The sequence below is a fragment of the Pseudoalteromonas sp. Isolate6 genome, assembly GCF_022398435.1.
GTDB classification, from domain to species: Bacteria; Pseudomonadota; Gammaproteobacteria; order Enterobacterales; family Alteromonadaceae; genus Pseudoalteromonas; species Pseudoalteromonas galatheae.
Window position 1 is genome coordinate 1 of sequence record NZ_JAKEVK010000139.1, and the last position, 12,148, is coordinate 12,148.

13 protein-coding genes are annotated in these 12,148 nt (G+C 43.8%); 11 read left to right on the forward strand and 2 right to left on the reverse strand.

The window, feature by feature from the left end:
* Positions 1-112: 112 nt before the first annotated feature.
* Positions 113-532, forward strand: coding sequence for a CBS domain-containing protein (locus L1D50_RS16275; RefSeq protein WP_128725325.1), 420 nt, complete (start codon positions 113-115; stop codon positions 530-532).
* A 53-nt stretch (positions 533-585) separates the two neighbouring features.
* On the opposite strand, the gene pepB is transcribed toward L1D50_RS16275, so the two are convergent.
* Positions 586-1,881 (reverse strand): aminopeptidase PepB, encoded by a 1,296-nt coding sequence (pepB, locus tag L1D50_RS16280; protein ID WP_128725326.1) that lies wholly within the window; start codon positions 1,879-1,881, stop codon positions 586-588.
* A 76-nt stretch (positions 1,882-1,957) separates the two neighbouring features.
* Here pepB and sfsA point away from each other — a divergent pair, with 76 nt between their 5' ends.
* The 10 genes from sfsA (at position 1,958) to L1D50_RS16330 (ending at position 10,159) form a co-directional block, all read left to right on the forward strand.
* Positions 1,958-2,677 carry a DNA/RNA nuclease SfsA gene (sfsA, locus tag L1D50_RS16285; RefSeq protein ID WP_128725327.1) on the forward strand — a complete coding sequence of 240 codons (720 nt, stop codon included), beginning with the start codon at positions 1,958-1,960 and terminating at the stop codon, positions 2,675-2,677.
* Positions 2,678-2,851: 174 nt separating this feature from the next.
* Positions 2,852-3,295: an RNA polymerase-binding protein DksA gene (dksA, locus tag L1D50_RS16290; protein WP_017216564.1), complete on the forward strand. Its 444-nt coding sequence runs from the start codon at positions 2,852-2,854 to the stop codon at positions 3,293-3,295.
* Positions 3,296-3,305: 10 nt separating this feature from the next.
* On the forward strand, positions 3,306-4,253 hold the full coding sequence (gluQRS, locus tag L1D50_RS16295) for a tRNA glutamyl-Q(34) synthetase GluQRS (protein WP_239966418.1): 948 nt from the start codon (positions 3,306-3,308) through the stop codon (positions 4,251-4,253).
* 173 nt (positions 4,254-4,426) lie between these two features.
* The gene (gene pcnB, locus L1D50_RS16300; protein ID WP_138522696.1) at positions 4,427-5,743 is read left to right on the forward strand and encodes a polynucleotide adenylyltransferase PcnB; all 1,317 of its coding nucleotides are present in this window, start codon (positions 4,427-4,429) and stop codon (positions 5,741-5,743) included.
* Positions 5,744-6,223 (forward strand): 2-amino-4-hydroxy-6-hydroxymethyldihydropteridine diphosphokinase, encoded by a 480-nt coding sequence (gene folK, locus L1D50_RS16305; RefSeq protein ID WP_128725329.1) that lies wholly within the window; start codon positions 5,744-5,746, stop codon positions 6,221-6,223.
* A 23-nt stretch (positions 6,224-6,246) separates the two neighbouring features.
* Positions 6,247-7,041, forward strand: coding sequence for a 3-methyl-2-oxobutanoate hydroxymethyltransferase (panB, locus tag L1D50_RS16310; RefSeq protein WP_128725330.1), 795 nt, complete (start codon positions 6,247-6,249; stop codon positions 7,039-7,041).
* 84 nt (positions 7,042-7,125) lie between these two features.
* A complete protein-coding gene (panC, locus tag L1D50_RS16315; protein ID WP_128725331.1) occupies positions 7,126-7,974 on the forward strand; it encodes a pantoate--beta-alanine ligase in 849 nt (282 codons plus the stop codon).
* 9 nt (positions 7,975-7,983) lie between these two features.
* Positions 7,984-8,214, forward strand: a complete 231-nt coding sequence (locus L1D50_RS16320) for a hypothetical protein (protein ID WP_039491465.1) — start codon at positions 7,984-7,986, stop codon at positions 8,212-8,214.
* A gap of 332 nt (positions 8,215-8,546) precedes the next feature.
* Complete coding sequence (locus L1D50_RS16325) at positions 8,547-9,740, forward strand: porin (protein ID WP_128725332.1); 1,194 nt, start codon at positions 8,547-8,549, stop codon at positions 9,738-9,740.
* A gap of 11 nt (positions 9,741-9,751) precedes the next feature.
* Positions 9,752-10,159, forward strand: a complete 408-nt coding sequence (locus tag L1D50_RS16330; RefSeq protein WP_128725333.1) for a phosphate ABC transporter substrate-binding protein — start codon at positions 9,752-9,754, stop codon at positions 10,157-10,159.
* Between the two features lie 332 nt (positions 10,160-10,491).
* On the opposite strand, the gene L1D50_RS16335 is transcribed toward L1D50_RS16330, so the two are convergent.
* Complete coding sequence (locus L1D50_RS16335) at positions 10,492-12,114, reverse strand: HAMP domain-containing methyl-accepting chemotaxis protein (RefSeq protein WP_138522694.1); 1,623 nt, start codon at positions 12,112-12,114, stop codon at positions 10,492-10,494.
* Between the last annotated feature and the right edge of the window lie 34 nt (positions 12,115-12,148).

Sequence of the window (12,148 nt, forward strand, 5' to 3'; positions counted from 1 at the left end):
TTTATAAGAAGCCCACTGCAAAAAATAGTTCAAAACTTGATCTCAATTCCATACATCCCGAACAGATCAGGCTAAACTCAAAATAAGCATATGGATTGAAAAGGAGTAACAGATGACCCAAACCGTAGCTGATTTAATGACCCCAGATCCTTTTGCAGTAATTGCTGAAAATACCTTGCAAGATGCGCATAATTTAATGAAAGAAAAAAACGTTCGTCACATCCCTGTAATTGACGAAGCGGGAGTCTTGGTTGGTATGCTCACGCAAAAAATTATGATCGCCAAGGTAATGGGGATAATGGCAACCTACGGCGCAAATGCGCTTGCAAGAAAAGAAAAGCAAACAAAAGTACGAGATATTATGGCGACCGATTTTGCGAGCGTGCGGCCGGGTCAATCATTACAAGATGTGGTGCGCTTTTTTGTCGATAATCGCCATGGCTGTATGCCTGTGGTGGACGAACAAAACAAATTGGTTGGAATACTGACTTCATCAGACTTTGTGCGGCTCGCAGCGGCACTATTGTCTTAAACGTGGTAATAAACCGAGTGTATTCCGCGGAATACACTCAGCTAACCACATGATTACGCTTTTTCTTGAAGCGTTCTCGCTACGGTTCTCATGCCTAAGGTCGTTGCACCTGCAGCCCATTGACCACCTGCGCTATTTTGGAAAGAAGCTGCAAGGTCGATATGTACCCAACCTTGACCTTCGTTTGGTACAAAGCGAGATAGGAAGCCTGCAGCATTCGATGCACCACCAAAGCCGCCACCTTTTTGTGCTCGGCTGTTAGCTGTATCCGCATAAGGCGATGGACAGTTATTTTGGTGCCACTTTTCAAGAGGTAACGGCCACGCGGCTTCAAATTCGTCACTCGCGTACTGCTGTACATCGCCGACAAGTGCTTTATCTAAGCCAAATAGTGCATTGTACTCTTGACCTACCGCAACGAGCGCAGCGCCCGTTAACGTAGCAGCATCAATGATAAGCTCAGCGCCTGTTTCACCGGCAGCCATCAACCCATCAGCCAATACTAAACGTCCTTCAGCATCGGTATTCACGATTTCCACTGTGGTGCCATTTTTGTAGGTAAGAATATCACCTAACTTATAGGCATGGCCTGAGATAAGGTTCTCAGCACAACATAGGAACAACTTAACACGACGGTCAAAACCACGCTGAATAGCCAGCGCTAAACCAGCCGTTACGGTTGCCGCCCCGCCCATATCACACTTCATCGTAAGCATGCCTTCGCTTGGCTTAATCGAGTAACCACCTGAGTCAAACGTGATCCCTTTACCCACAAGTGCAGCGCTAACTGGAGCGTCATCATTACCCGTCGGATTGTAGTCAAGCTCAAGTAGTACTGGTGGACGCTCACTGCCGCGCCCGACTTCATGAATACCGATCCATTGCTGCTCTAACAACGCGTCGCCTTTAATGATTTGATAGCTAACATGCTCTGGTGCCAATGACTGAATAAACTCAGCCGCTTTCCCAGCAAGACTTTCAGGGTAAATGTCTTCGGCCGTACCGTTGATCATCTGACGCATCCATGTTGCCGACGCTTTTAGTGCATCAAGCTCTTTTAGATCTGATTGGTCGTTGTCAACAAACACCACACCATCTAATGCTTTTGGTGACACAAATCCTTGATAAAAAGCCCATTGAGATTCAGTACACCACAAGTCACCCTCTAGATGAACTTGCTTAATCCCTTGTTGTGCGATGCTACGAGCCGCTTTCTGAATATTCTTCAGCGTTTCGTCTTGTTGTAAATGGATAAAAGCACCGTCCTTTTCAAACGACAATGCAGCACCAGCAGATAAATACTCTGGTTTAGCGTCTTCACTCAGTCGTACAATAAATTTCTCTGACATTCTCTTTTCACTCTTGTGCTTGTAAGTGTGGTTAAGTGTACACTAGCCACTAAATACACCCAACCTAAAGCGACCAATGAAGTTTTCTAGGCAATTACAACAAGCAACCTTGCTCAAACGATATAAACGCTTTCTTGTCGACTTACGCGCCCCAAGTGGTGACGAATTCACCGTACACTGCGCCAATACTGGTAGAATGACCAATTGTGCAGACCCGGGATTTACAGCCTATTATTCCACCAGCGATAACCCTAAGCGAAAGTACATTCATTCGTTGGAGCTGACGCAAGATAATGATGGTCATTTTATTTGTGTAAATACAGCGGTGGCCAATAAAGTGTCTGTTGAGGCCATTGAGCAAGGAAGAATAACGCAATTGCAAGGCTACAAAACACTTCAAACTGAGGTGAAATATGGGGCTGAAAATAGCCGAATTGATATTTTGTTGAGCAACCTCGAAAATGGACAATCCTCGCAATTCTGCTACGTTGAAGTAAAGTCGGTGACGTTGCTCGAGCAACAGCAAGGTTTTTTCCCTGATGCTGAAACCTTAAGAGGTCAAAAACATCTTAGAGAATTAATCCACATTAAACAGCAAGGTCACCGTGCGGTGTTACTGTTTGCCGCGCTCCATACAGGGATTAATTGCGTCAAACCAGCCAGTCATATAGATCAAAGATATGCAGCGTTAGTGAAAGAAGCAATTTCTCATGGGGTAGAAATCATTGCTTACCGAGCGCATATTGACGACAACCAAGTACAATTAATTGAAGAAATTCCTTTTGATTACGCTTGACTTTTTTCATGTCGCCCACATATAGCCGTGATAGTTTTCTCCCCCAAAATAGTTAAACATTGAAAAAGTGGCTGACATTTGCAGCAAAAAAGTGTTTGCTAAGGGGTAAAGATTTTGCTATTTATACCCGCCGGCGAAAGCTGGGGTTATGTATTAAGGATTTAGGAGAATGGTATGCCAGACCAGAAAAAACTAGGGTTATTGGCTCAAGCCGGTGTAGAACCTTATCAAGAAAAGCCAGGCGAAGAATACATGAATGAAGCACAACGTGCTCATTTCAAAGCGATATTAGAAGCATGGCGTGCCGATCTACGTAATGAAGTAGACCGTACTAAGACACACATGCAAGACGAAGCGGCAAACTTTCCTGATCCTGTGGACCGTGCAGCGCAAGAAGAAGAGTTTTCTCTTGAACTGCGTACTCGCGACCGCGAGCGTAAGCTAATCAAGAAAATTGAGAAAACACTTCAACTTATCGAAGATGATGACTTTGGCTTTTGTGAGTCGTGCGGTATTGAAATCGGCATTCGCCGTTTAGAAGCGCGTCCAACAGCTGATCTTTGCGTTGATTGTAAATCTCTCGCAGAAATCAAAGAAAAACAACAAGGCAGAGGATAATCTCAGCCCTGTGTCCCCAAGCTTAAAGCAAACTGGGAGCTATCGCGGTCGATTTGCTCCCTCGCCTTCCGGTCCACTTCATTTCGGCTCTCTTGTAGCCGCCCTGAGTAGCTATTTAGACGCAAAAGCTAATCAAGGTAAATGGCTCGTTCGCATCGAAGACATAGACACACCGCGTGTAGTTATGGGTGCTGCCGACAATATATTAACCACACTTGAAGCATACGGCCTTTACTGGGATGAAAAGGTTGTCTATCAATCACAGCGCCATGCCCTATACCAAGCCTATTTGACGACACTAAAATCAGACTCCCTTGTGTATCCATGTCAATGTACAAGAAAGCAAATTAAAGCAATGGGTGGCTTTTACAATAACCATTGCCGAGCTTTAGCGCTAAGTTGGCAAGATAACGCTTTGCGCCTACGGCAGCGCTGTCCAGTTACTGAATTTAATGATGCAATACAAGGCATGGTTGTCATTCCCTCAGCAATTGCGCATGAAGATTACATCGTTAAACGCCGCGACGGCTTATTTGCTTATCAATTGGTGGTGGTAGTTGACGACATAGAGCAAAAGATTAGTCATATCGTGCGTGGTGCCGATCTGCTAGAACCCACAGCAAGACAAATTAGTTTATTTCGACAGCTCAATCAGCCATTACCTGAGTACGCTCACGTGCCTCTGGCTGTCGCAGAGCCCGGATTTAAGTTATCTAAGCAAAATCATGCTCCAGCTATTGATAACCGCAACCCGCTACCAACCCTTTATGCCGCGCTGCGTTATTTGCATGTGCCGGTTGATTCTCTCCATAATTATCAAGATGTTGACGCATTACTGACTCACGCTATTGATATTTTTAGTCTTGATCACGTTCCTAAAGTACAGGAAATTCAACTAGACTCTCTAGAAAATGGCGATTTTGCTTTTCGTCCACTGTTTTCAAGTACTTCAATTTAGTCTCATTTGAGTATATGATAGCGAGCCTTAAATGCGACCTGTTTTAAGAAAAAAGCAGTGGTTCACAACGACTAGAATAGAAAACTTGATTGCTCAGGAGACGAGTTATTATTTCCAAGCTTGTAAACTTTTGCCGCCAGTTTGTAACTGGAAAAGGCGATGAGACGGTGAAAATGGCCAGCCCGACACCTGCGATAATTCCTCGCAGCGAGCATGGTATATCTCGTAAACAATTTAGCCCTAACGCTATCAAAGTGCTCTATCGCTTAAAAGACGGTGGCTATGATGCCTACCTAGTTGGTGGTTGTATCCGCGATATCATGCTAGGAATAGAGCCTAAAGACTTTGATGTCGTTACCAATGCAACACCTGAACAAATCAAAAAGCTTTTCCGTAACTGTCGCTTAATAGGTCGTCGTTTCCGCCTTGCGCACATTGTTTTTGGACGGGAAATTATTGAAGTTGCCACCATGCGTGGCCATCACCAAAGTGATGACTCTTGTGCCACGACAAGTCAAGCCAGCGAACACGGGCAGCTATTACGCGACAATGTCTACGGCAGTATTGAAGAAGATGCCGAGCGCCGCGACTTTACTATCAATGCGCTATATTATTCGATCAATGACTTTACTCTACGCGACTTTGCGGGTGGTGTTGCTGACATTAAAGCACGTAAAATTGAGTTGATTGGCGATCCTGAAACTCGCTATCGCGAAGATCCGGTACGTATGCTCAGAGCCATCCGCTTTGCAACCAAACTAGATATGGAGATTGCTACCCCGACCCGCACTCCGATTAAAGCACTAGCGCCGTTACTTGGACATATTCCAGCTGCACGCTTGTTCGAAGAAACGCTAAAGCTATTTTTAAATGGTAAAGCGGAAGAAAATTTTCTTCAGATGCGTGAATACGGCTTATTTGCGCAGTTATTCCCAGCGCTCGATAAAATACTAGCACAGCCTGACAATGACTTTGAGCGTCGCTTTATTCAGCAAATGTTTGCCAATACGGATAGCCGTATCAATGCGGATAAAAAAGTAACCCCTGCATTTATCTATGCAGCGCTTTTATGGTTCCCTATTTTAGCTAAGAGCGAAGCGCTTGTGGCCGAAGGTATGAATGAATATGATGCCTTTATGCAAGCCATTAATCACGTCCTTGCTGAAAATGCTAAACATGTTGCGGTACCTAAACGCTTTACTTTAGGTGCCCGAGATATCTGGCATATTCAACAACGCCTAGATAAACGTTCAGGCCAGCGTGCATATCGCCTAAGCTTGCAGCCGAGATTCAAAGCCTCATATGATTTCCTATTATTGCGTGTTGAAAGTGGTGAGCAAGAGCAAGAAGAACTTGCAGCTTGGTGGACTGACTACCTCAAGAATGACGTCACCGGCCAAAAAGACATGGTTCGCAACTTAGGTAACCAAAGCAAACCTAAGCGTCGTTATAATAGACGTAAGCCAAAAAGAAAACCGAAAGAAGATTAAATGAATATTGCGTACATTGGATTGGGTGCAAACCTATCCGAGCCGATGGCACAAATACAGCGAGCACTCGATGTGCTCGCCGCCCATCCAGACCTCTCGCTTGTCCAGCACTCTAGCCTGTATGGCTCAAAACCTATGGGCCCTCAAGATCAACCTGATTATGTGAATGCCGTAGCAAAACTAGCAACATCATTAACAGCAGAGTCTTTACTCGATGTATTGCAACAAATAGAGCTTGAACATGGTCGTGTACGCAAAGCCGAGCGCTGGGGACCGCGCACGCTCGATTTAGATATTCTGCTTTTTAATACCGACACCATTCACAGTGATAGGCTTACGGTGCCACACTACGGCTTGAAAGAAAGAGAATTTGTCGTCTATCCACTATTAGAGATAGCGCCAGAACTCAAATTACCTGATGGCACTGAGCTTGGCTCTTTATCACAGCACTTACCACTTAACGGATTAGCAATCCTCTAATAAACCAATTCAAGGGGTTTACCATGGCAAAAATTTCCGTCTCAACACTTGCCAAAATGAAGCGTGAAGGAACAAAAATAACCGCTCTCACCGCTTACGATGCAAGTTTTGCAAAGTTATTTCACGACAATGGCGTAGATGTCATCTTAGTAGGTGATTCTCTGGGTATGGTTTTACAAGGTGGTGAAGACACTTTAGCCGTTACCACGGATGACATTGCCTATCATACCCGTTGTGTACGAGCTGGTAGTAAAGAGCTATTCGTTATCGCCGATATGCCTTTTATGAGCTACTCAGATCCACAGTCAGCCTGTCAGAATGCGGCTACCTTGATGCGCTCTGGTGCAAACATGGTAAAGCTGGAAGGTGGTGAATGGCTCTACGACAGCATTGCACTGCTTACCCAACAAGGGATCCCAGTTTGTGGCCATTTAGGGTTAACACCACAATCAGTGCACGTGTTTGGTGGCTTTAAAATTCAAGGTCGTGAAGAAGCACAGGCACAAAAGATGATAGCCGATGCACAAGCGTTAGAACGTGCTGGTGCACAAATGATCGTGATTGAATGTGTGCCTTCGGCATTGGCTAAACGCATTACCGATGCCGTGACAATTCCGGTTATTGGTATTGGCGCAGGTAAAGAGACCGATGGCCAAATTTTGGTTATGCATGACTTGGTTGGTATTTCCGCAGGCTATATTCCTAAATTTTCTAAGAACTTCCTGCTAGAAACTGGCAACATGCCAGATGCGGTGAAAAAGTTTTGTGCAGACGTGCAATCAGGTGACTTCCCGGGTCCTGATCACGAATTTAATTAAATTTGCGATGAGTGATGCTTATCGCTGAGTCTGATCCAAGCATTTTGTTTGGGTTGGTATTGTTATTATTAGTTAGAGTACAACATGCAATCAGTTACTGAGATTAAATCGTTACGAAGCCAGATTAAAGCTTGGCGCCAACAAGGGTTGAGCATTGCCTTCGTACCAACGATGGGCAACCTTCACCGTGGTCATTTTTCTTTAGTAGAAAAAGCGAAAACCCTAGCGGATAAAGTCGTTGTCAGTATCTTTGTAAATCCAATGCAATTTGGTGCGAACGAAGACCTCGACAGCTACCCACGTACGCTCGATCAAGATAAGCAGGGCCTTGCAGAATTAGAAACCGATATTGTGTTTACGCCTACCGTTGAGACCATATATCCTAACGGCCTAAATGCGCAAAGTTTTGTTGATGTACCAGGAGTATCAGAAGGACATTGTGGTGGCACACGCCCAGGACACTTTCGTGGCGTTGCAACGGTTGTCACTAAACTGTTTAACTTAGTACAACCTGATTTTGCCTGCTTTGGTGAAAAAGACTTTCAACAGTTACAGGTCATCAAAACAATGGTGAAAGACTTGTCTATTCCTGTTGAAGTGATTGGTGTTGCGACTCAAAGAGAAGTTTCTGGACTGGCGATGAGCTCACGTAATGGTTACCTCTCTGAATCTGAAAAAGATACTGCTAAAGTACTTTTTCAAGCGCTAAAAGCAGCAGCTGGCGCTATAGAGAATGGCGAAAAAGATTTTTCGAAGGTAACAAAAAATGCAACAGAAATGCTGCATAATGCCGGATTAAAGTTGGATTATTTTAACATTTGTCAAAAAGATAGCTTGAAACCTGCTACACTCGAAGATAATCAACTCGTCATTCTTGCCGCAGCTTTTCTCGGCAAAGTCAGACTGATTGATAATATTCAAGTCACGGTCTAAGGAATAATAATGAAAATTGCGTTCGCCTTATTAGTATTTTCTACCACCCTATTGGGGTGCAGTAACTCTATCTCACCTGAGTTGAACCAGTGTGCACAGCAGAATTATCAATGCGAACGCAGCTGTGAGATGCAAAACACACCAGAGACAATGTCTTTACAGATATGCACTGATAAATGTATTGAGCAGTATAATGCCTGCAAAGTACAGGCTGAAAAAATTACCGAGAGCAAACGATAGTTTGCTCTTATTTTAGCAACCAGCTCCCTTGCGATCCCTTTAAATACAAATACTTCCCAACTCCCACCATTATTTTTTATTCTCTCATTTGGAATATTTTGCGATATAATAAACTGGTCTGATGAGATAGACCTACAACACCAACTTAAGTTGGCTCACGACTTGATTTCTTAAACAATGCAAGCAGTGAGTACTAACTTTTCTTAATAACTTGTTATTTCTGGTTTTTATTCTAATCTCTAAGACAAAAGTAACACGATTGTTGAGCTCGGTATCAGCACTTTTAATGCGTGTTACAGACACGACTCTTTGCAAAGAAAATGGGAATCAATATGAAAAAGTCAGCAATTGCTTTAGCGATAGCGCTTGGGACAGTGAGTTTTCACAGCGCCGCTGAAATCAGAATTAATGGTTTTGCTTCCATTATTGGTGGTCAAACGCTAGATAGTGACGACACACTATATGGCTATGACAATGATTTTGATATGGAGAATCGTAGCTTATTCGCCCTACAACTTTCCGCCGATCTACAAGAAAGTCTAACTGCCACAGCACAGATCGTGGGCCGTGGTCAGAATGACTTTGATGCCGAGTTTGAATGGGCATACTTAACTTATGCGATTTCAGATGCTTCACAGATAAGCGCAGGTAAAATGCGTATACCATTCTATCGCTACTCTGACTTTTTAGATGTGGGCTATGCATACCGCTGGGTTAAACCACCTCAATCTGTATATAACCTAAGCTTTAGCACCTATAACGGATTGAGTTATATCCATAACTCAACATTAGGGGAGTGGGAAAGCACTGTACAGCTAGCATTAGGCAGCGTAGATGACGACATTGTTGCTATTACCTACTCAGATGAAGCTGAGTTAAACAACACAGTAGGCATAAACTGGACACTAAGCAGAGATTGGTTCAGTATGCGTGCGGCCTACTTTGCTACCGAAGCGAGCATTAGCGCAGCTAATAGCCCTGAACTATCGGGATTATTGGCAGGGTTGACTGGCTATGGGCTAACTCAACAAGCGGATGATATTGCTGTCGATAAAGATGATGCTTACTTTGCCGCAATTGGTATTGCTATCGACTACAACGATGTCTTGTTCGACGCAGAATACACCCAGTTTGAAGTGGATAACAGTATACTTGCTAAACAACAGCAGTATTACGCTTCACTCGGTTACCGTATTGATGCATGGACTGTCCACCTAACCTACGAACACAATGAAGACAAGAATGAGAACGACGAGTTTAACTCTGTCCCACTCACCATCACCGCTCCAAATGGCGTAACCATTCCCGTCACGACCGATCCAACCAATCCAAATGCACCTTATTTAAGAACTCTTGTTAATGGTGCGCTTGCAGGCGCTCGTGCAGAGTCTGAAACATGGAGTATTGGTGCACGTTATGACTTCCATCCATCAGCAGCATTCAAAATTGAACTAAACCAATTCGATAACACGTTGACAGATCAAAAAGTTGAGCTGTTGAGCTTCGGTATCGATTTAGTATTCTAACGGAGGCTAATATGATTAAAAAAATACTGAGCTTAGGGCTACTGTTAGCCAGCCAGGTAGCTTTAGCAGATATTGCTGTTATCGTGAACTCAGCCAATGCATCTGCTGTTGATGACGGTACTATCAAAAAATTATTCCTAGGCAAAAGCAAATCATTTGCCGATGGTAATAGTGCGACCCCTGTGAATCAGGATGGTAATGCTGTATTTGACGAGTTTAACGACAAAGTGATTGGTAAATCTAGCTCTCAGCTAAATGCCCATTGGTCTAAATTAGTATTCACTGGTAAGGGAACACCTCCGAAGAAGCTAGATAGCGATCAAGCGGTAATCGATTTTGTTTCGAGCAATGCAGACGCAATTGGTTATATTGACGCAAGTAAAGTAACCGATGCCGTCAAAGTGATAGGTAAATACTAGGGCCTTTGACCTTTGCTGTTTAATTTTTGTTCTTCTGAGTGGGTTTTGGTCGCGACGCTCGACTTGCCGTCTAGTGATCTAGGTAAAAGTTGAGCAACAATGAACAAAGCGCACTCAGGTGAAACCAAAGGGCAGCGCTTGATTGGTATTTTCACTGTGTTCTCGCCTGACTCACATAGAATGACTATGCTACGCAGGCTCTGCCTTGTATAAATACCAATCAAACTGCTGCAAAAGCAAACTTGAAAGATAAACAGGCCCTAATATTCCTTATCAAATAAAAACAGCCACTTAATGTGGCTGTTTTTATTTATCGTTTAAAAATTAAAGCATTAGACTCTAAATTTTGAGGTTGCATCTTTCAAGTTATCGGACAATACATGAAGATTCTCAGCAACGTCTTGTACTTCATTCAACGCTTGCATTGTGTCTTGGAAAGACTGGTGCATAGATGTCACATTGTTTACCACCATCGCAGCTACCGAGGTCTGCTCTTCCGTTGCCGCAGCAATTTGACCATTCATGCTATTTATTGACAAGATTTGTGCTGCTATCTGCTCAATCGACTGTCCGGTTTGTGCTGCAGCTTCCGCGTTATTAATTGCCATACTGCTTGCACTTGTCATTGCTTTCACCGCTTGGTTTGCCGCTTCTGTTAACACATTTAAAAGTTCTCTTATCTCATTGGTCGACTTTGCTGTTCTTGAGGCTAATTCGCGGACTTCATCAGCAACCACAGCAAAACCTCGACCTTGCTCACCAGCACGAGCCGCCTCAATCGCAGCATTTAAAGCAAGTAAATTGGTTTGCTCTGCAATTGATGTGATCACATTTAAGATTTGCGTCACGTTCTGTGTATCATCAGCTAGCTTATTGATCGTCTCTGCTGCATGATTAATTTCTTCACTTAACGCTTGTGATTCGTTAACTGACACCTGAATTTGGCGCTTACTCTGCTCAACTTCTTGTTCGGCCAGCTGGGCAGCATCTGATGCCTGTGACGCCGAGTGAGAGATATCACCCACACTTAACCGCATTTCTTCCATAGATTGACGTACCACTTCCGCGTCATGCGTTTGTTGCTTAGTTGCCCCTTCAGCTTTTTCCATGCCCTGAACAAGACGGCTTGAGTCTTTCATCAAAGGCTCGACGACACTCATGACCTCGACAACCGCCCCTTTTAGTAAAGCAACAAACTCATTGAAGTTTATGGATACTTGGCCAATTTCATCGTGAGAGCGCACATTGAGCGTGGTGGACAAAGAACCCTGCCCTTGCGCTAGCAGTTTCAGATTTTGCGCCGCATCCTTAGCGGAGTTGCCAATACCTCTTGCAATCACAACCGCTAAGAAAACCAGAACAAGTAAAGAAATAACAGCCACAATCAGCATTATCGTGAGCGCATTTGCTGAACGTGCTTCAGTGTTTTGTAGCAGTTCGACAAAGCGGTCGTTCGCGTTTGCTTTCGCCTTGGTAAAATCTGCGACTAGGCCTTCGTAGATTTCAGTTTTCTTTTTGGCATCTTCTTGAATACGGGAAAAGTCAGCTGTACCATCAATCATTCCCCCTGCAATTTGTTGCGCAATTTTGCCGTACTGCACAAGCTCGTCGCTATTATCTGAAGGCATAAAGCCGCTTTGTACCGACTCAATTTTTTGCAGGTTCGCTTGAATTTGCTGCTGATATTCTTTTGCTTTATCTAGCAACTCTGCATCCCCGAAGGTTACAGCTTGAGTGAATAGCTCATCTAAATTCTGCAGCTTATTTGCATTTTCTGTGGCGAGGTTAAGAATTTTATATGTCTGCTCCTCTAATTCATTTAATGCCCGTTGATTTGAACTAATAGCGTTGTAATTAACAAACACGATAACCACAAAAGCGACAACCGCAACGAGCGTAATGGCGTGGATCTTTTTGGTAATACTAAGATCAGCAAAAGCAGTACCTAGACTCATATATACACCTTTTGAAGTAAGACGAGTTCATTAT